Here is a 19,895-nt window from a genome sequence, read left to right as displayed (position 1 = left end):
AGCGGGGCACTACCAGCCTGGGCGGCTCAGCAGGCCGATCAGGCCGGCAGAGTCGGCTCGGGCGACGGGCTGTGGCCCGCATGGCGCGCCTGCCGGCGGGCTCGCGGCGAGCGATCCCGCACCAGCAGCCAGACGATCAGCACAATCAGCAGCATGGGCGAGCCCAGCACCGCGCCCGCACCCAGCACGGCGGCCAGACCGATCACCAGCAGGCCGGCAAAGATCAGCAGCGGCAGCCCGATGCCCAGCAAGAGCAGCAGCGGCACCACCACACACAGCACCAGCCCGCAGACCACCAGGGCCAGGAAGGCGCCCAACAGATCACCGGCGCCCATGGACGCGGCGCTCCAGTCGTCCCCATTGATCTGGATATGCACGCCCGGCGCATCGCTCAGCGCGCCGAAGGCCACCAGGCTGATCGCCATCGAGGCCAGCACCATGAGCAGTCCGAGGACCAGCATCGTCTTGAAGAAGGTCTTCATGCATGCACTCCTTGTTCCTGATGAGAATGAGCGGTCTTGTAGGGGACCGTGATGGTGACGACGGTGCCGCTGGGCTGGTTCTCGGCCACGGTGACGCTGGCCGCCTTCCCATACAGCAGCGACAGCCGCTCGCGGATGTTGGCCAGGCCCACACCGGTGCCGGAGGTCGCGGCGCGGCCAAAGCCCAGGCCCGTGTCGGCCACGGTGACGGACAGCTTGCCGTGCACCACCTCGGCCTTGATCTTCAGGCTGCCGCCTTCGGCCTTGGGTTCCAGGCCATGCTTGATGGCGTTTTCCACCAGGCCCTGGATCATCATCGGGGGGAACTCGGCCGACAGCAGGCCGTCCGGCACCTGGATCTCGGGCTGCAGCCGTTCTTCCATGCGCATCTGCAGGATGTCGAGATAGGGGCGGATCACCGCCATCTCGCGGCCCAGTTCACGCACACCGCCGTTGGCATTGGCCTCCCGCATGGTGGGCATGGAGGCACGCAGCAGGGCGATGAGGTTGCGCTGCATCTGCGAGGCCCGGGGCGGGTCGGTTTCAATCAGATGGTCGATGGAGGCCAGCGTGTTGAACAGGAAGTGCGGCTCCACCTGGGCCTGCATGGCGGCCATGCGGGCCTCCACCACCTGGCGGCGCAGCGATTCCGCCTCGGCGGTTTCGGTGGCCTGGGCAGCCTTGGCTTCGGCCTGGATGCGGCCCTTGTAGGTGGCCTTGATCAGGGCGGAGGCCAGCACAATGATCACCGCCAGCTTGTCCAGAAAATCGCCCAGATGCACACGGCGGTAACGGACCTTGGGCTCCATGGCCTCCTGGACGGCCTCGCTGGCGTTTTCCCTGGCCTGCTCCAGTTCGCGGCGGGCTTCTTCCGCATCGGCCTGGGCCTGCCGGGCGTCTTCGGCGGCTTCCTGCAGGGCCCTGCGGGCGTCCTCCACGGCTTCCCGCACGGCTTCGCGCTGTTCCTTGTTGGGAATGCGGATGTCTACCGACGGAAGATCATTCGGGTTGTCGATGGCGGCGCTGCTGCTGGCCGCCGCCGAGGCGCTGGAAGCCGCCGCCGATGGGCTGCTGCGCGGCATGATGCGCACGCCGCGGCTGTCGATCTGGATCTCATAGCGCAGCCCCTCTTCGCCCTTGGTGTCGCGGCTGTCGTCATGGCTGCTGGAGGGGGCGCTTCCCGCACCGCTGGCCGGTGAGGCGGAATCGGACCCAGACCTGGGGTGCGCGGTGCTGCTGTCGTCGCTGGTGCTGGGCTTTTCCTGCTTGGCGGGCTTTTCGGGCTTTGCAGGCTTGGCGGGTTTGGCGATCCGGCGGGGGCTGTCATCGCTGGCGTCCTCGGCCACCCGCCAGCTGAAGGAGAAGGGCGGGATGCCCTGCAGCACATTGGCGCCCAGGACCAGCAGCACCGACAACACCACAAACCGCCTCCAGGTGATGGAAACCAGCCAGCTGGCGTAGGCATGGAAGCCCTGCTCGGCATTACGCGAGAACTGCTGCCACCGTTGGGTGGCTGTGAGGGAGGCGGGCATCGGGGCGTTCATGGGAGGACCTGTCTGATGCTTCGCACTGTACGCAAGTCCTAGGGGCCCCGGCCTGCAGCAGCGACATACGGTGAGGCCGACGGCATGAACTGCAGAGATCCGCGACAAAGCGGCCACCACCGGGACCTGGCCGGCCACAAACGCCGACGCCCCGGGGAGACCGGGGCGTCGGAAGGGGGCAGCCTGAGCCGCATGAACCGCCGCAGCGGCGGGTGCTGTTCAAGCGGCCGGGGTCAGGCCAACCGGACCCGCCGGTCAGCCCTGCGTCTTACTGCTTGACGGCTTCGACCTGGATGATGATCTTGACTTCCTTGGAGAAGCCGTAGGCCAGGCCGTAGTCGATGCCCCATTGCGTGCGGTCGATCACGGTTTCGAAGTCGCCACCGCAGACTTCACGCTTGAGCATGGGGTTCTGGTAGCAGTTGAAGTTGGTGGCCTTCAGGGTCACCGGAGCGGTCTTGCCCTTCAGGGTCAGCGTGCCGCCCACGGTGGTGACCTTGTCGCCGTTGAAGCTGAACTTGTCGCCGACGAACTTGGCGCTCGGGAAGCTGGCCACGTCGAAGAAGTCCTTGCCCGACAGGTGCTTGTCGAAGGCGGTGGAACCGCTGCTGATGCCGGTCATGTCAAAGGTGATGTCCACCTTGCCGGTCTTGCCCGCGCGGTCGAACTGCACGGTGCCTTCCTTCTTCTCAAAACGGGCACGGTTGGTCGAGGTGCCGAAGTGCAGGATTTCGAAGGTGGCGTAGGTGTGGGTCGGGTCGATCTGGTAGGTGGCGGTTTCTGCGTGAGCAGCAGCGCCCAGGGCCAGCAGGGAAGCGAGGATCAGTGCTTTTTTCATGATGCGTCGTTGTTGAACGGGTTGGTGGGGAAATGAAATCGGGGGGAGGGGACCGTTGAGGCCTCAGCGCAGGGGCTGCGGACTCAGAGCGGTGCCACGCCGGTGAAGGCCAGCTTGAACTTCACCTGCACGTCGTTGGCGACCATGGAGGTGTCCTTCCATTCGCCGTCGCCGATGTTGTAGTCCAGCCGCTTGATGGCGACCACGCCGGTGGCGGTGGTGGTGCCGCCGGCCTGGGCCAGCGTCACCGGCACCACGACATCACGGACCTGGCCCTTGATGCTCAGCTTGCCAGCGGCTTCGAACTTGCCGCCGCCCAGCGCCTTGATGGAGGTGGACTGGAAGGTGGCCTGCGGCACCTTCTTGGTGTTGAACCATTCCGGCTTCAACAGTTCGGCGTCAAAGGCCGGATCTCCCAGCGTGGCGGCCGACAGGTCGATGGCCAGCGACACCTTGCCGGTTTCCGGCTTCTTCGGGTCAAAGGCCAACTGGGCATCAAAGCGCTTGAAGTGGCCGTCCACCGGCACACCCATCTGCTTGAAGGTGAAGGTGATGTCGCTGCCGGTCGGCACCAGCTTGGCGGCGGCCGGTGCAGTGGCCGGAGCCGTGCTGGGCGCTGCGGCGCTGGCAGCGGCCTTGGCGGCCGGCTTGGACTGGGCCATCACCGGGGCGGCGGACAACATCAGGGCGGCGCTGACCAGCGACAGGGCCGTGACGGACAGGGAAGTGGTCAGGCGGGACGCCACACGGGCGGACAGACCCGAATTCAGTTGTGCATTCATGAAAGACCTCTTGGGAATGTTGGGGTGTCTTGGGAGAAGGCTGGGGGACGTGGCTGGGAAGCTGGCTGGGAACTTGGCCGGACGGGGTCAGCCACGGCCTGGCAACATGCGCTTGAGCAGGCCGTCGCGGTCCAGCACCACATGCTTGACCACCGCGCCCAGGTGGGCCAGCACCAGGGCCGCCAGGCCATAGGCCAGCAGTTCATGGACTTCCTTGAGCGTGTGGGCCAGCGCCTTGTCCGCTTCCACCAGATTGGGCAGCGGCAACACACCGAACCACACCACCGGGAAGCCGGCGGCCGAGCTGTAGGCCCAGCCGCTCAGCGGCACGGCGAAGAAAGCCACATACAGGAGGCCGTGCACCAGATGGGCCGCACGGGCCTGCCAGGCCGGCATCGGCAGGTCGGCCGGCGGGCGGTTGATCAGGCGCCACAGCAGGCGCAGGGCGGACAGCGCCAGAATGGTCACCCCGGCCCACTTGTGCCAGTTGTACAGCTTGAGCCGGGTGGGCGAGAACGGTAGATCGGTCATGTACAACCCGACGCTGAAGGCACCGATGATGGCCACGGCCAGCACCCAGTGCAGCAGCATGGCAAAGCCGTCATAGCGGAGCTTGGCGGGCCGGTAGGAAGGGCGGGCGGTGGTCATGGCTGGATGTCTTGAAGTGAAGTGCGAGGGTGGGGCTGAGGCTGGATGCAATGTTGATGGTCGTCATTGACATCGGGCTGCCCTCCTGGGTGCATGACCCGCAGTGTCCTGCCTGGGCGGGCCGCTTCGGTTCATCGGAACTGAGGCCATTGTTCAGTGGATTTGAATGCCACGGGCTCGGCTGCTTCAGAGGGCCGACATGAAGGGGACGGACGGAGACGGTTGAAGCCATGAAAGTGCGCGCAGCAATCCTTGCCTTCCGAGGGCCGGACACATTGGCGCGAAGCATAGCGCTGTCCCGATTGACTTGCAGCGGGAGGTCTTGGGGACCTTCTGCGGCCGGCCGGAGGGGCCGGGCTGCATCGGGGTGGAGCCTGACGGGCTTGGACGGTGGCCAGGGCGACGGGTGTCCAGGCACGGCCTGACCCCAGCCGCCGGGCAGCTTTGTCCGGGGTGATGCTTCCCGCCGGTTCAATCCTTGCGCGCTCCCCGGTGCCTTCCATGCCCTGATTCGCCGCTCACGCGACCCCGTATGGATTCACTCGCACCACACTCACACCACACTTGCACCAATGGCGGGTGACCGCCGCAAAGGCCATTTCATTTCATTCCCCCTTGAGGGGGATGGTTCGTCTCGAATTGGCTGCGCATACTGAATTCCGATCGCGCGCTGCCTGGACCTCAGCGTTGTGATCAAGGGGAGGAGTGCTATGCCGACCTGCCGGAGCCCGTTGGGGCCGAGGGGGTCGGCATAGTTTTATCTACATTGCCGATTCGGTCTTATCGCTTCTATCAGCTGCCTCGGGAGACGCGGCTGACGATGCCGAGCCGGCCCCGGTCCCCTCTCACCCTGTATTCATCCCGTGTTCATCTTCGGCGGCCCGTCGGGAATTCCGCTGCTTTCTGTCGTTGATTCAAGCGATGACAGGGGAGTCTGCGGCTTGTATAACGGGCCAGCCATCCCAGCCTTTCTGGTGGGCCCGGCACCAGTGAAGCTTCCGTCACTGTCATGAAGTGGATGGCATTGCAATTCCAATGCAATGAGTGGCACTGGATGATGGATTCAAGAGCCATTGCAAAGCAGCCCTGCATTGCAGATGATGCTGAGAATCGATGGATTCGAGAAGACAGGCTCACCGGCCGGCGCATCGCTGGCCAGCCAGGGAGGTCCGATGTCTGGCCATGCAAGTTCGGTCACCCTGACCGCCGTGTCCGCGTTGTCGGCCATCCAGGAGCTGGAACAGGACAACGCGTCGCGCTTGCGGCAGGTGTTGGACAACCTGTTTGTGTTTGTCGGGGTGCTGCTGCCGGATGGCCGTGTCATCGAAACCAACCGTGCACCGCTGGAGGCCGGGGGCCTCAGCAAGGACGATGTCATCGGCCGCCCCTTCTGGCAGACCGCCTGGTGGACTCACGATCCCTTGCTGGTCCACTGGATGGAGGACGCGGTCCTGCGCGTGGCCAGCGGGGACACCGTGCGGCGCGACGTCGTGGCCCGCATGGCTGGCGACAGCCGCATGGATGTGGACTTCATGCTCGCGCCGCTGGTGGACGACCAGGGCCTGGTCACCCATCTCATCGCCTCGGGCATGGACATCAGCGCGCGGCGCAATAGCGAGCGGGCGCTGGCCCGCAGTGAAGACCGCTTCCGCCGCGCCTTTGAAGGCGCCACCGTGGGCATGGGCCTGATCGATGCCGATGGGCGTATTGCCCTGGCCAATGAAAGCATGGCCCGCATGTTCGGCTACACCAAGGACGAACTGACCGGGCTGTCCGTGCATGAACTGGTGCCGCAGCGGCAGCGCACCGGCCATCACGGGCTGGTGCGCAGCTTCATGCGGCAGCCGTCGCTGCGCTACATGGCCGAGCGCCAGGAGCTGTATGCCCTGCGCCGCGACGGTAGCGAGTTCTCGGTGGAGATCGGCCTGAATCCCCTGCCGGATTCGGACGGCCAGCAGGTGCTGGTCACCATCAACGATGTGACCGAACGGCGAGCCACCCAGGACCAGATCGAACGGGCCCTGACAGAAAAAACCGCGCTGCTCAATGAGGTCCACCACCGCGTCAAGAACAACCTCCAGGTCATTTCCAGCCTGCTGAACCTGCAGGCCCGACATGCCGACGAGCAGGTGAAGGACGCCTTGCGGGACAGCCAGAGCCGCGTGCATTCCATGGCGCTGATGCACCAACTGCTGTACGAGCGCTCGGATTTCAATGCGCTCGACATGGGACCTTACCTGCGGCAGCTGGTGCACCTGCTGCGCCACACCTTCCTGGGGGCCAGCGAGCAGATCCAACTGGCGGTGGAGGTGCCGGCCGGGCATCCCTGGCGCATGGACCTCTCCCACGCCATTCCCTGCGGCCTGGTGGTGACCGAGCTGGTGACCAATGCCATCAAGCATGCGTTTCCGGACGGGCGCAACGGCTCCATCAGCGTGCGGCTGGGCGGTCGTACCGAAGGCCTGTTGGATGGCGGCACCACCGGCCCGCGTGAGCCGCTGCCCTGGTTGGAGGTGGCCGATGACGGTGTGGGGCTGCCGGACGGCATCGATGTCTCCGCAGCCCGCAGCCTGGGGTTCCAGCTGCTGCCGCTGTTGGCGGGTCAATGTGGCGCGCGGTTTTCGATCGAGCGGTGTGGCGGCACCTGTGCCCGCCTGAGCTGGCCCCGGGACGGGCTGGACGACGGCACGGGAGACCCTCATGCATGAATCAGCGATCAAGGCTGAACGATCGGTGCGTATCCAGATCGTGGAAGACGAACGAATCGTGGCCCTGGACCTGCGAGCCGGGTTGGAAGAACTGGGTTATGAGGTGGTGGGCATCGCCTCCAACGAGCCGGACGCGCTGAGGCTGGCGCGGCATACCGAGCCGGACCTGGTGCTGATGGACATTCACCTGGACCGTGGCAGCGACGGCATCAGTGCCGCGCGCAAGCTGCGGGAGATGCTGGCAGTCCCTGTCATCTTCCTCAGCGCCTATGGCGAGCCGGAAACCCTGAAACGAGCCGCTGAGGCGGCCCCCTACGGCTATTTGCTCAAACCCTACGAACTGCGCGAACTCAACGCCACCGTCCGGATGGCGATGGTGCGGCGGGCGGTGGAACGCAAGACGGAGGAGGGCGAGCGGCGCCTGCGCCTCGCGCTGGAATCGGCCCGGCTGGCCGTGCTGGAGCTGCGGGCGGATCAGTCCGGCCACCACCTGCGCTGGGTGGGCCAGGAAGCGGTGCCGGAACTGCTGTCGCTCACCCGCGCCGCAAGCCTGATGGAGTTGAGCCTCGGGCTGGATGCCCGGGGCCAGGCCGCGCTGCAGGCGCTGCTGCAGGTGGGCACACCGGTGGACATCACCTGCGCCTGGACCTCCGACGGCGAGCCCGCCCGGTGGCTGGAGATCCATGCCCGGCATTTCGAACCGGAGGGCCTGGTCATCGGCATGGTGCGGGATGTCAGTGAGCGGGTGGAGCGAGAAAACCGCCTGCGCCAGGCGTCGGTGGCTTTTGATGCCACCGACGAGGCCATTCTTTTCCTGGACGGGGACCAGCGGGTGCTGAGCTGCAACAGCGCTTTTGCCCAGCTCACCGGCTGGAGCGTGCAGGAGGTCATCGGCCATCAACCCGACGAGTTCCTGTTTGCCCGCCGCCAGGGCGATGCGGTGCGGGAAGCTGACACACGCCAATGGCACGGTGAAGTCACCTGCCGCCGCCGCGATGGCAGCTATTTTCCGGCCTTGCAGCATTTTGCGGCGGTGGTGGATGAGGACGGGCGGGCCAGCCATCACGTGCTGAGCTTTGCCGACATCAGCGAGATCCGCCAGGCGCAGCATGCGCTGCATCACCAGGCCATGCATGACGCGCTGACCGGCCTGGGCAACCGGGCGCTTCTTCAGCAGGCCTTGCAGGGGATCGACGGGCCGGTGGCGCTGTTCTTCATGGACCTGGACGGCTTCAAAACGATCAACGACACGCTGGGCCATGATGCGGGTGACGATCTGCTCAAGCAGGTGTCCACCCGCGTCCGCAGCCTGCTGCGCAAGGACGACGTGGCGGTGCGGCTGGGCGGCGACGAATTCGTGGTGCTGTTGCGGCAGACGGCCCGGGAGGACATCGCCCTGCAGATCGCAGGGAAGCTGCTGGCGGCCGTCGCCCGGCCGGTCACGCTGGAACTGAGCGGGCCCCAAGGTCCGATCCTTCAATCGGTGTTGATCACCGCCAGCATGGGGGTGGCGCTGTATCCGCTCCATGTAGACAACCCTCACACCCTGCTGCGGGCGGCGGATGCGGCCATGTACCAGGCCAAGGCGCGTGGCCGCTGCCGTGCGGTGGTGTTTGAATCGGCCATGGCGGATGTGGCCAGCCATCGGCTGAAGCTGGAGCAGGGCCTGCGGGTGGCGCTGGAGCAGAAGCAGTTCTGCCTGGCCTGGCAGCCGGTGGTGGACCTGCGCAGCGGACGCATGGTCGGGGCCGAGGTGCTGCTGCGCTGGATCCATCCGGAGATGGGAGACGTGCCGCCGTCGCGTTTTATTCCGGTGGCTGAGGACACGGGCCTGATCACGGCCATTGGCGCATGGGTCCTGGACGAGGCGGTGGCCCAGGCGGCGGCCTGGCGGGCCCAGGGGCTGGAGGAGCTGCGGGTGGCGGTGAATGTGTCGGTCCGCCAGTTCGATCAGGACGACATGCCCAACCGCGTGGCGCAGACACTCATGCGCCATCGATTCCCGGCCGGGCTGCTGGAACTGGAGCTGACCGAATCCCTGATCGCGCAGGAAGTGTCCACCGAACAGGCGCTGCACCGGCTGCGGGCGCTGGGCGTGCGCCTGTCACTGGATGACTTCGGCACGGGTTTTTCCTCCCTGGCCCAGCTGATTGCCTTGCCGATGGACCGGCTGAAAATCGACCGCAGCTTCATCAATGGCCAGGCGCCGGAAGGGTCGGCCCAGGCGGTGGTGCGCAGCATCGTGGCCCTGGCCAGCGGTCTGAACCTGGGCATCACGGCCGAGGGGGTGGAAACCCTTGATCAGCAGCAATGGTTGTTGTCCCTGGCCGACATGGATGCCCAGGGGTATTTCTTCCACCAGCCCATGTCCGCCGACGCATTCGCCGTGCTCCTGTCACGCTCCGGTGCGCCGCCGTGAGGCCGGCAACGTAGATTGGTCGGGAATGTCCTTGGGTCCAACTCAAGCACACGATATATTGCCGGCCCTAGACAAGCATTACCAAAAATTGCAGTCGGTATGAAAATTTATGTGAGGCAGTGGCCAGGAACTGCCCATCTCCACCATGCCGGCCGAACGTAGCGGCGCGCAGTCCAGCGTCGACCTGGAACTGCTGCGGCTGATCGCCAAGCAGGGGCGCCGGGTGCCCTACCCGGTGGGTCTGGCCGCGCTGGCGCTGGCGGCGATGAGCACCTCGGTGGTGCCCGCCGGGCTGGCCTTTGGCTGGCTGGCGGCGGTGTATGCGGTGCTGGCGCTGCGCTGGTGGATGCTCGGCCGTTTGCCGGACATGCATGAGGAGCCGCTGCAGCACCGGCTGAACTGGGCGGTGGGCCTGAGCCTGCTCAACGGGACGGTGTTTGCCACGTCCCTGGGTGTGGCCCCCTGGCTGACCGACTTCCAGCGCACCGTGCAGACCATCGTGCTGCTGGGCCTGTGTGCCGGCGCCGTGGCCACCACGGCCGGTCACCGGTTGGTGTTCCAGGCTTTCCTCTGGCCGGTGACGGTCGCCAATGCGCTGGCCTGGGGGCTGGGCGGCGTGGCGGCCGAGGACCGCTGGCTGAATGTGCTGCTGGCCGCGCTGATCGTCTTTTACGCCGTCATCCTGATCAGTCTGGCCAAGGACACCTACCGCGTCTTTGCGGAATCGGTGCTCATCCGTCAGCAGCAGATCAAGAACAACCAGCAGTTGCGTCAGGCGCTTTCGCAGGCCGAATCGGCCATGGCGGCCAAGACCCGCTTCCTCGCATCTGCCAGCCATGACCTGCGCCAGCCGATGCACACCCTGTCGCTTTTCGGCGCGGCGCTGGCCAAACGGCCGCTGGATGACGAGGGGACGGTCATCGTCACGCAGATGAATCTGGCGCTGCAGTCGCTGTCCTCCCAGATGGATGCGCTGCTGGACATCTCCAAGCTGGATGCCCAGGTGGTGCCGGTGAACAACCAGGTGTTTGCCCTGCAGCCCTGGCTGTCCCGCCTGCAGCGCGAATTCCAGCCGGCCGCTCAGCGCAAGCACCTGATGCTGCGCCTGGACTGCCCGCCGGATGCCTGCGTCGAAAGCGACCCGGTGTTGCTGGAACGGGTGGTGCGCAACCTGATCGACAACGCCATCAAATACACCCAGCGTGGCGAAGTGTCGGTGGAGGTGAGCCGGGGCCAGGACGAAGGGCTGTGGCGCCTGTCGGTGCGTGACACCGGCATGGGCATTCCGGATCACGAGCAGTCGCGCATCTTTGAAGAGTTCTACCAGGTCGGCAACCCCGAACGGGACCGCGCCAAGGGACTGGGCCTGGGCTTGTCCATCGTCACCCGTCTGGTGGACCTGCTGGACCTGCATCTGGCGCTGCGCTCCGTGCCCGGCCAAGGGTCCAGCTTCATGCTGAATGTGACGGCGGCCGACCCGGCCGAGATCCAGCCGGGCCAGGAAGCCCGCAAGGGCGGGTCGCTGCCGCCGATCCGGGTGCTGGTCATCGACGACGAAGAACCGGTGCGGGTGGCCATGCATGCGCTGCTGATGGCCCATGGCTGCCAGGTGCTGGTGGCCGGCTCCACCCGGGAAGGCCTGCTGAAGAGCATGGGCCATCCGCCCGACCTGTTGTTGACGGATTTCCGTTTAAGGGGTGGCGAAGACGGCATCTCCGCCGTACGCTCGCTGCGCAGCGCGTTCCCCGGGCTGCCCGCCCTGCTGGTGAGCGGCGACACCGCGCCGGAGCGGTTGCGGGAAGCGCATGAGGCCGGGCTGACCCTGTTGCACAAGCCTGTGAGCGAAGAACAATTGATCAGCGCAATGCAGGCCGCACTGGCCGGGCAGCGCAGGGAGGTAGCAGATGGCCACACTGTCCGGGGAGGCACCGCCAACCCAGTCTGAAGATCATTCCCACACGCCGGCCGGCCGCCCCTTGGGCACCCGCTGGCTGTCCCGTCCGCTGGAGGACTGGGTCACTTCGGGAGAGGCGGGGACGGTTCCGACGGTGGACGTGCTGGTCGTCGGCAGTGGTTATGGCGGCGCGGCAGCCGCTCATGCGCTGGCCGGTCGATGTGATGCCCGGGGGCGTCGGCTGTCGGTGGTCGTGCTGGAGCGGGGGCGTGAATATCTGCCCGGTGCCTTCCCCAGCCGTTTTGCCGACCTGGCGGGCCATGTGCGCATGGCCACGGCCGGTGCCAGCGAACCCACCGGACGACGTGAGGGCCTGTTTGATCTGCGCCTGGGGCCGGATGTCTGTGTGGCCCTCGCCAACGGACTGGGTGGCGGCTCCCTCATCAATGCGGGCGTCATGGAACGTCCGGACGCCAGCCGCTTCCGTGAGCCGGGCTGGCCGCGCCCTTTCCTGGAGGAAGACCTGAGCCCCTGGTTCGACCGGGCCGAGCGGCTGCTGGGCGTGCGGGATGGCGCCGGGGACAACACCATCCTCCGTCTGCACGGCCACCAGCCCCGTCGGCTGCAGACGCTTCAGGCGCTGGGCGGTGCGGCCACCCGGCCCGCTCGTCTGCAGGTGGCCATGGATGAGCGCCCGCAGGGCGCCGCCCACTGGCAACACCGCGCCTGCGTGGCCTGCGGAGACTGCGCCACCGGCTGCAACCATGAAGCCAAGCAGTCGCTGGACACCAGCCTGCTGCTGCAGGCCTGGCGCGCGGGCGCCGAGATGGTCTGTGGCGCCAGCGTCGAGCATCTGGAGCAGGTGCCCGGCGACGGCTGGCAGGTGTTTGTGCAGCACACCGACGAGCTGCTGCGCCGTCGTCAGGGCGACCCGTTTGTGGTGCGGGCCCGGCGCGTGATTCTGGCCGCTGGCAGCCTGGGGTCCACCGAAATCCTGATGCGCTCCCAGCGCCGCGGCCTGCGCTTGTCGCGGCTGCTGGGGCAACGCTTCTCCGGCAATGGGGATGTGATTGCGGTCGGTCAGGGCCTGTCCACTCCGGTGCATGCCGTCGCCGATGAGCAGCAGCCCCATGCGGCCCGCCAGGTGGGGCCCACCATCACCGCCGTCATGCAAGGCGAGCCGGACTTTGTGGTGGAAGACCTGGCGGTGCCCGGGGCTCTGCGCACGCTCTTTGAAGAGAGTTTTGCCTTGGCGGCCACGCTGGATGCGCTGGGTCGGGCCCATCCGGGTGACCATGAAGAACGCGCCGATTTTGATGACCCGTTTGCGGTGCGTCCGACGGTGACCGAGCGGTATCTCCCGCTGGCGATCATTGGCAAGGACAGCGGCACCGGCACGCTGCAACTGCCGGCCCACAGTCAGGAGCCCGGTGTGCTGGGCGTGGTGTGGCCCGGCCTGAAGTCCGAGCCCGACATTGCCCGGCGCCACGAATGGGTGGAGCGGCGGCTGCAGCGCGACCAGGCACGCCTGCTGCGCAATCCGCTGTGGCAATTGCTGCCGCCGGAAATGGCCTTTCTGCTCAACGATGCGCGTGGCCCCATGATCAGCGTCCATCCGCTGGGCGGCTGCGCCATGGGGGACCGGGGCACGGACGGCGTCGTGAACCACCTGGGGCAGGTGTTTCATGGCCATGGCGAGGGCGTGTTCGAGGATCTGGTGGTGCTGGATGGCGCCATCGTGCCCGGCTCGCTGGCCATCAATCCGGCGCTCACCATCACCGCCCTGGCAGTGCGCGCGCTGGACCGCTTGATCGGCCTGTGGGGCCTGGATGCGGATGCCGGCCCGTGCCGGCAGGAACCCCTCCGGCCCCGGTTCCGCGCGGTGCCGTCGCCATCACCGCAGACCGAAACACCCACCGTGGTGGAGGTGCGCGAACGGCTGGGCGGTTTCGTGCAATGGCCGGGGGCGCCGGGCTCGGCGGTGAAATACCTGGAGCTGGGCTTCATCTACCAGCCCAAGGTGCTGACGGAACTGCTGCGCCCGGGGCCGCAGCGTCAGCTGGTGGCCGCACCTGGCAGCTTCCTGCGCCTGTATGAAGCCCGCGAAACCTCACCGGGCCACTATGAAGTGGTCGGCCCGAGCGACGGCGACGGCCGGTTGTGGTGGCACCAGGAACGAGGCGAGCGCGCCGCCATTCTGTCCATGCCACTGGCCGAAGCCACCCTCGTTCCCTTCCAGCGCGAGGCCTCCAGCTCGCTGCGTCGCCATGCCCGCGGCCTCGCGGCCTGGTTCATGAACCGGGGTTTTCGGGATGCGGTGCAGGGCGGCTTGGACTGGATGTCCTCTCGCAGTGCCCCCAAGAAACCCGGCGATCCCAAGGCCGGGTTGTGGGCCCGCATCGTCAACGCCTGGCACCTGTCCGGCCATGCGGGCGAGGTGCGCTTGATGCGGTATGACGTGCAGGTGGCGGATGATCTCCCGCTCCCGGACTGGGCGGCCCGTCTGGCCGGTGCAAGACTGCGCGGCCGCAAGCGCATCAGCTACACGCGGCGCGGCAACCCCTGGACGCAACTGAGCCGCCTGGTGATGGAGCCGGTGGCGGGGCTGCTGCCCCCGCCCGGGCAGTCGCAGATCGTGCTGTCGCTGGACCTGCACTACCTGGCGCGCGAACGCATGCCGCTGCTTCGCATCCGCCAGGCGCAGGACTCCCCCAGCGCCATTCGAGATGTGGGTGCCTTGATGGCCTACATCGCGCGCATGACCATCGGCCTGCATGCCTGGACCTTCCGCAAGCCGGATGTGGCGCCGGACCGGCACATCGACCGCCTGCCTGGGGCGGTGCCAGGCTTGCCCACCCCGGCCGTGCTGGAGATGACCACCGGCCGCTGGGCCGATGCCGGCCGCCAGCGGGAGGACCTGCGGCATCGGCCGGGGCCGGACGATGACCGGCCGGTGCTGGTGCGCCTGACCCGATATGCCCGGCCCGGTGGCATGCCGATCCTGATGCTGCATGGCTACAGTGCCAGCGGCAACACCTTTGCCCACCACGCGGTGCAGCCGGGCCCGGCGAAGATCCTGTGGGATGCGGGGTATGACGTGTGGATCGCGGACATGCGCACCAGCGCCGGCATGGCCACCGCGCGTCTGCCCTGGACCTTCGAGGAGGCCGCGTTCAACGACATCCCCCTGGCGGTCGACCGGGTGCTGCGTGAGACCGGGCGGGAGCAGCTCTGCCTCTTTGCGCACTGCATGGGCTCGGTCATGCTGCACATGGCCTTGCTGGAAGAGCGGGAGCAGCCGTGGGAGCACTTCTACGGGCTGCGTCGGCAACTGGTGTCGCGCATCAGCAAGCTGGTGATCTCCCAGGTGACCCCGTTGATGGTGATGTCCCCCACCAACAGCCTGCGGGGCGTCCTGATGCAGTACCTGAGGCCCTATCTGCCGCTGCAGGAGTTTGCCTTCCGTCCCGAAGGGCCGCCCACGCTGATGGATCAGGTGATGGACCGGCTGCTGGCCAGCCTGCCCTATCCCGACGCGGAATTTGATCTTGAGAATCCGCCGCCGCCCAGCATCCGCCGCACGCCCTGGACGGCCACGCGCCACCGGATGGACCTGCTCTACGGGCGGGACTTCGCGCTGGCCAATGTGGGGCAGCCGGTGCTGGATTTCATCGATGACCACTTCGGCCCGCTCAACATGGACACAGTGGCGCAGGCGGTGCATTTCGCCCGCTGCCATGAGATTACCGACTGGCAGGGCGCCAGCCTCTATCTCGACAGCCTGGCCAAGAGCCTGGCCCTGCTGAGCGCCTTCCCCGTGCTGTCGCTGCATGGCGAGGACAACGGTCTGTGCAGCGCCGAAAGTGCCGAGCTGCTCAAGGACTATTACGACCAGGCCATGCCTGGGCGCTATCACTACCGCATCATCGCCGGCCATGGCCATCAGGACTGCCTGATTGGCCGGGACATCGAGACCCGTGTGTTTCCGGCGGTGCTGGAGTTTCTGGCCCAACCGACGTCGCCCGCCGTGCATCCGGCCCAGGCCGCTGCAGTGAGCCATCCGATGTCCGAGGAGACCGCATGAGCCAGGATGTTTGCGCGCCCCCATCAAAAGCCGGCCCTGGCCTGCCGACGACCCAACTGCTGATCAGCGCCGAGGCCCCGTGGCACCGGGTGGAGCAGGGCGTTCCGCAGGCCGGCCGGGTACCGCTGCTCACGGCCTTCCGTCCGGACCTGGGATGGCCGCATTGGTTGCTGCGGGTGCCGATGGCCTGGCATGGCGGGGATGTCTATGAGCGCTTGCCGGGCGCCTTGCAGGTGGAGCCCTGGGTGCCGCCGGGCCGGGGCCGGCCGGGTGATCCCTGGCGGACCAGTGTGGCGCTGGACCAGTTCCCGGTGGCCACGCACAACGCTGATCCTGCGCTGCCAGCGCCCTGGCCGGGCCTGCTGCTGCTGGCCGTGTACCTGGAGCCCCGAGTGGTGGCCCTCGAAGGCTTCCATCAAGGCTGTATGCACGCCCTGATCGGCGACGAGCTGATGGCACAGCTGGAAGGCGCGCTGCTGCAGCTGCTGGACCTGCCGTACCAGCGATGGCGGCAGGCCTTCGTGGCCAGCCCCCGGCCCGCTGCCCATCAGAACCTGACACTGGCCCTGGCCGCCTGCCAATACCCACCCGGCCTGCTGGATGTGAGCCCTGGCTGCGACATCGACCCTTCACAGGCCGCCCCGGCCCTGGCGTCCATGGCCCGTCTGCATCGCTGGGCCCGTCACCATCCGGACGGGCGGGAGCTCTCCCTGCTGCTGCTGGCGGGGGACCAGATCTACGCCGATGCCAGCGGCGGCATCGCCGATTCCCGCAGTGGTGTTGAACGGTATGCCGGTGCCTATGGCGAGTTCAAGGCCGGGCCGGTGAAGCACTTGCCCCCTTCGGTCGGGCGTGTGGTGCACAGCGTGGATGACCACGAGATTGTCGACAACTGGGAGCCGGACCGTGACGGGGTGGGGCCCTGGTTCGAAGCTGCCCGGCAGGCGGCCTGGGACCACCGATGGGAGGCCGGCCCCCGGACCGGCGGACCGCGCTGCCTCTGGCATGAGTTCGAGTGGTTGGGCGGCGCCTTCTTTGTGGCGGATGCTCGTTGCGAACGGCAGGCCCGGCGTGCGGCCAACTGGTCTCAGGCCCGTTTGTGGAGTGAGGCGCAACGGGATGCGTTTGCCGAATGGCTGGACCGCAGCCGGGGCCGTCCGCGCTTCATGCTGTGTGGCTCGCTGCCGCTGCCGCGCCGCCGCACCACGGCCGAGCATGCGGCGAGCTGCCTGCGCTCCGACGCGTGGGACGGATATCCGCACAGCCTGCATGAACTGCTCGGTGCGATCTGGGCGCAGCGGGCGGATGGACTGGTCTTTCTGTCTGGTGATGAGCACCGTTCCGGCTGGATCAGCGCACGGATCTCACCCGTGGACAGCGACGGCGGCCGTGGTGACCCCTCGGGCCGGCACGGCGAGCAGAACGACGTGGTGGAGGTGCATTCCATCCACAGCTCGGCGCTGTATGCACCCTGGCCGTTTGCCGTGACGGCGATGGAAGAGCTGGCCGCGCCCGAGGTGTTCGAGTTCAACGGCCCCCAAGGGCGCCGCTTGCGCTGTGAAGTCAGCGCCTGGCAGGACCATCCGGGGGATGGCACCGCCGTGATGTCGGTGGTGGGTGGCGAGCTGCATCTCTGGTTTGATCGGGCGCATCACCCTCTCCATGAAGCGGGGGCCGGGGCGGACCGGCCAAGCCCGTGCGCGCGGCTGCGGCTGGGGCTCGCCAAAGACCTCCAGAGCGGCCATGCGACACTGCCGTCGCCATGAAAGAAATCGAACTCCGCTTCCAGATCCCTCCGTCGCAATGGGCCGCCGTGCACCGCTGGGTGAACGGGGAGGAGGACGCCCCGGGTGCTGGGGCTCACCGCGAGCGGCTGCGCGCCAGTTATTTCGACACCCCCACCCGCGACCTGGCCCGCGCTGGCTTTGCGCTGCGGCTGCGTCTGGAAGGCGACACCTGGGTGCAAACGCTCAAGGGGGCGGCGCCGGACGGCATGACCCGCCTGGAGCACAACGTGCCGGTGGCGGGGGATGCGCCGGTGCTGGATCTGGGCCGCCATGCCGACCATCCGGCCGGCCAGGCGTTGCAGGTTTTGCTGGACCGGCTCGGATCCCCCACCTTGCAGGCGCTGTTCCGCACCGACATCGAACGGCTCAGCCGCGCGTTCTCCACCCCGTTTGGCGACGTGGAACTGGCGCTGGACCAGGGGGCGCTGCTGGCGGGGGAATTTCCGGAAGAACGGCGCACCCCGGTGTCGGAACTGGAGATCGAGCTGAAGCAGGGCGATCCCCGGGCCGTGCTGGAAGTGGCCCGCGAATGGGCCTTGCATCGGTTCGGTCTCACGCTGGAACTGCGTACCAAGGCGCTGCGCGGTGATCTGCTGGCCCGTGGTGAGGCCGCAGCCCCGGCGCAGGCCAGTGGCCCGGCGTCCTGGCGTGCCGGTCAGACCCAGGCGCAGGCCCTGACCACGCTGCTGCAGTCGGTGGTGGAGCCGCTGCTGGGCAATGCCTCGCAGATCATCACCGGCATCCATCAGCCCGAGCACCTGCATCAACTGCGGGTGGCGCTTCGCCGGCTGCGCGTCGGTGCGGACCTGCTGGTGGCGGCCGTGCAGACGGACCGTGGCGGGGCCGCTCCCCACGGTGAACCGGATCACGCCGTCGTGGGCGGGCCCGGTGCGGAGGTGGAGGCGGTTGCGGTGACGGTGACGGACGAGGACCTCCTGGCCCTGCGCAGCCTCGGTGAAGGCGCACGGCAGCTGGGCCGTCTGCTCACTGCCGCGCGTGATGCCGATGCCCAGGCACTGGCCGGCTGGCGAAGGGATCTGGAGCGGGCCTGGCAGCAGGCGCCGATGCCAACGCGGCCCGACGCCACACCGGTCCTCCCCGCTGCCGTCGACGGCCCCACCCCGGGGCAACTGCTGGCCGAGCCGCTCTGGCAGGACTGGATGCTCTCCATCGTCGCCTGGCTGGTGCGCGGCTGGCCGTCGCAGGCGCCCGCTGAAGCGGTGCTGAGCGTGGTGGAACAGATGGGCGACAAGGCCTTGCATCTTGCCCGCCGTTTCGACAAGCTGGATGTGGAAGGGCGCCACCACCTGCGGCGCCGTTTGCGTCGCTGGAAGATGGCGCTGGAGATGACGGCCCAGTTGCAGGGCGGAGGCCGTGAGAGCGAGGCGCGGTCAGCGGCTCCCCACAGCGGCAAGGGCCACAAGAGCAGCAAGGCCCAGGCTGCGCGGGTGGAGCTTCCCCGACGGGTGGCCAGGCAATTGGCCCGGGTGCAGGAGGTGCAGAAACCGCTCGGGGAACTGAATGACCTGGAAGTGGGCCTGGCGCAGGCCCGCGCCTCGCTGGTGCGCGCCGTGGCGGCCGGGGCCGCCGGTGAAGCGGCCCGCGCCGCGTTCGAGCTGGGCTGGCTCACCCCCTTGCGCAATGAGGCGCTGACGCGGATGCGTCGGCGCGTGAAGCGCCTGAAGCGCTGAGATCCACCACCCACAGGCCGATGCACGGCCTGTGCGCCTCGGGCCTCAAACGCTCAGGCGCCTGACTTGTCGCGCCGGAAGAACTTCAGGATGGCGGCGCCAAAACCCACCGCAGCCAGGATGAACAGCTTGGCGAACTTGACAACAAAGGCGCCGATGATCGCCAGCAGGCCCAGCTTCTTCGCGCCTGCGCCCAGCACCAGCGCTGCCAGGCCGTATTCCGCCACATGGTCGGTCGAGGCGTTGAAGTCCTGGTAGCGCTTGCCCTCGTCGAATTCCAGGGCCGACAGCATGTTCTGTGCCTCGACCTTGTCCTTGGGCAGATCCTTCAGACCCGTCACCAGATTCAGGCTGACATACCCTTCACGGCCCAGCGCGTAGGTGTTGTAGTTGACACCTTGCGGCTGGTCGGCGGGGGCGCCCTTGTCGCGGGTGCTCATGGCCCAGACCAGTTGATGCTTGCTGGCGGTGTAGTGCGGCTGCTCGGCCCAGCCGACGATTTCAATCGGCGTCACACCCATCTTGCTGCGCTCCTGGTTGGCCTCTTCGGTGCCCTCGCGGTAGCTCTTGAGCAGGTCGTCAGCGTTCCAGTTCTTGGCGTCGTCGTCCTTGATGTAGCCGGACTTCTCGTACCGCACGATGGCCATCCAGTTTTCATCGCCACGCGGCATCACCAGACCTTGCAGGTCGGCATAGTCGCCGGGGTTGCCCATGACCCGCAGCAACCGTGCCGCCTGCTGCTGGGGAATGAACACCTTGCCTTCGGACAGATGCAGGGTGGCCTGGTTGGCCAGCTTCACATCATGCGGACCGTTGACCGCTGCCTTGCCGGCCTCTTCCCAAGCGGTCTTGGCCTCTGTCTGGGCGGGCGACTCCGGCGTTTGGGCCCGGACCTGGGCCGACGTGCCGAGCAGGCAGGCGCCGAGCAGGGCAGCCGAAGCGATGCGGCCGGCATGGAGGCCAAGGTGCTGGCCCAGGCCCATGTGCTGCTGAAGCGCGCGGGTGATGCCGCGCCAGA

General features: G+C 67.5%; 12 protein-coding genes. 6 read left to right on the top strand and 6 right to left on the bottom strand.

What is annotated here, in order from left to right:
* Window positions 1-38: 38 nt before the first annotated feature.
* The 5 genes from OU995_RS02995 to OU995_RS02975 all read right to left on the bottom strand — a co-directional run bounded on the left by OU995_RS02995 (window position 39) and on the right by OU995_RS02975 (window position 4,294).
* Window positions 39-482 (bottom strand): hypothetical protein, encoded by a 444-nt coding sequence (locus tag OU995_RS02995; RefSeq protein ID WP_267833881.1) that lies wholly within the window; start codon window positions 480-482, stop codon window positions 39-41.
* Entirely contained in the window at window positions 479-2,014 is a 1,536-nt protein-coding gene (locus OU995_RS02990; protein ID WP_267833880.1) for a histidine kinase, read from the bottom strand. The genes OU995_RS02995 and OU995_RS02990 overlap by 4 nt, the downstream gene beginning before the upstream one ends.
* Before the next feature lie 280 nt (window positions 2,015-2,294).
* Window positions 2,295-2,864: a YceI family protein gene (locus OU995_RS02985; protein ID WP_267833879.1), complete on the bottom strand. Its 570-nt coding sequence runs from the start codon at window positions 2,862-2,864 to the stop codon at window positions 2,295-2,297.
* Window positions 2,865-2,947: 83 nt separating this feature from the next.
* The gene (locus tag OU995_RS02980) at window positions 2,948-3,526 is read right to left on the bottom strand and encodes a YceI family protein (RefSeq protein ID WP_420714866.1); all 579 of its coding nucleotides are present in this window, start codon (window positions 3,524-3,526) and stop codon (window positions 2,948-2,950) included.
* Window positions 3,527-3,733: 207 nt separating this feature from the next.
* Window positions 3,734-4,294, bottom strand: coding sequence for a cytochrome b (locus OU995_RS02975; RefSeq protein ID WP_267833877.1), 561 nt, complete (start codon window positions 4,292-4,294; stop codon window positions 3,734-3,736).
* 1,097 nt (window positions 4,295-5,391) lie between these two features.
* Here OU995_RS02975 and OU995_RS02970 point away from each other — a divergent pair.
* From OU995_RS02970 to OU995_RS02945, 6 genes are all read left to right on the top strand, one after another.
* Entirely contained in the window at window positions 5,392-7,002 is a 1,611-nt protein-coding gene (locus OU995_RS02970; protein WP_267833876.1) for a sensor histidine kinase, read from the top strand.
* Complete coding sequence (locus OU995_RS02965; RefSeq protein ID WP_267833875.1) at window positions 6,995-9,421, top strand: GGDEF domain-containing response regulator; 2,427 nt, start codon at window positions 6,995-6,997, stop codon at window positions 9,419-9,421. The genes OU995_RS02970 and OU995_RS02965 overlap by 8 nt, the downstream gene beginning before the upstream one ends.
* A 145-nt stretch (window positions 9,422-9,566) precedes the next feature.
* Window positions 9,567-11,366, top strand: coding sequence for a hybrid sensor histidine kinase/response regulator (locus tag OU995_RS02960; protein ID WP_267833873.1), 1,800 nt, complete (start codon window positions 9,567-9,569; stop codon window positions 11,364-11,366).
* Window positions 11,326-15,399: an alpha/beta fold hydrolase gene (locus OU995_RS02955; RefSeq protein WP_267833872.1), complete on the top strand. Its 4,074-nt coding sequence runs from the start codon at window positions 11,326-11,328 to the stop codon at window positions 15,397-15,399. Before OU995_RS02960 ends, OU995_RS02955 begins: the two co-directional genes overlap by 41 nt.
* Window positions 15,396-17,165 carry an alkaline phosphatase D family protein gene (locus tag OU995_RS02950; RefSeq protein WP_267833870.1) on the top strand — a complete coding sequence of 590 codons (1,770 nt, stop codon included), beginning with the start codon at window positions 15,396-15,398 and terminating at the stop codon, window positions 17,163-17,165. Before OU995_RS02955 ends, OU995_RS02950 begins: the two co-directional genes overlap by 4 nt.
* The gene (locus tag OU995_RS02945) at window positions 17,162-18,877 is read left to right on the top strand and encodes an inorganic triphosphatase (protein WP_267833869.1); all 1,716 of its coding nucleotides are present in this window, start codon (window positions 17,162-17,164) and stop codon (window positions 18,875-18,877) included. The genes OU995_RS02950 and OU995_RS02945 overlap by 4 nt, the downstream gene beginning before the upstream one ends.
* Before the next feature lie 53 nt (window positions 18,878-18,930).
* Here OU995_RS02945 and OU995_RS02940 read toward each other — a convergent pair whose 3' ends face one another.
* Entirely contained in the window at window positions 18,931-19,860 is a 930-nt protein-coding gene (locus OU995_RS02940; protein ID WP_267836158.1) for a DUF2167 domain-containing protein, read from the bottom strand.
* Window positions 19,861-19,895 lie beyond the last annotated feature (35 nt).

It is taken from the genome of Roseateles sp. SL47, from assembly GCF_026625885.1.
Classification (GTDB): Bacteria; Pseudomonadota; Gammaproteobacteria; order Burkholderiales; family Burkholderiaceae_C; genus Roseateles.
This window is presented reverse-complemented; position numbering and strand designations above follow the sequence as displayed.

Coding starts and splice junctions, on each gene's coding strand:
- OU995_RS02995 (WP_267833881.1), bottom strand. CDS start 482: ATGAAGACCTTCTTCAAGACGATGCTGGTCCTCGGACTGCTCATGGTG.
- OU995_RS02990 (WP_267833880.1), bottom strand. CDS start 2,014: ATGCCCGCCTCCCTCACAGCCACCCAACGGTGGCAGCAGTTCTCGCGT.
- OU995_RS02985 (WP_267833879.1), bottom strand. CDS start 2,864: ATGAAAAAAGCACTGATCCTCGCTTCCCTGCTGGCCCTGGGCGCTGCT.
- OU995_RS02980 (WP_420714866.1), bottom strand. CDS start 3,526: ATGGCCCAGTCCAAGCCGGCCGCCAAGGCCGCTGCCAGCGCCGCAGCG.
- OU995_RS02975 (WP_267833877.1), bottom strand. CDS start 4,294: ATGACCACCGCCCGCCCTTCCTACCGGCCCGCCAAGCTCCGCTATGAC.
- OU995_RS02970 (WP_267833876.1), top strand. CDS start 5,392: ATGATGCTGAGAATCGATGGATTCGAGAAGACAGGCTCACCGGCCGGC.
- OU995_RS02965 (WP_267833875.1), top strand. CDS start 6,995: ATGCATGAATCAGCGATCAAGGCTGAACGATCGGTGCGTATCCAGATC.
- OU995_RS02960 (WP_267833873.1), top strand. CDS start 9,567: ATGCCGGCCGAACGTAGCGGCGCGCAGTCCAGCGTCGACCTGGAACTG.
- OU995_RS02955 (WP_267833872.1), top strand. CDS start 11,326: ATGGCCACACTGTCCGGGGAGGCACCGCCAACCCAGTCTGAAGATCAT.
- OU995_RS02950 (WP_267833870.1), top strand. CDS start 15,396: ATGAGCCAGGATGTTTGCGCGCCCCCATCAAAAGCCGGCCCTGGCCTG.
- OU995_RS02945 (WP_267833869.1), top strand. CDS start 17,162: ATGAAAGAAATCGAACTCCGCTTCCAGATCCCTCCGTCGCAATGGGCC.
- OU995_RS02940 (WP_267836158.1), bottom strand. CDS start 19,860: ATGGGCCTGGGCCAGCACCTTGGCCTCCATGCCGGCCGCATCGCTTCG.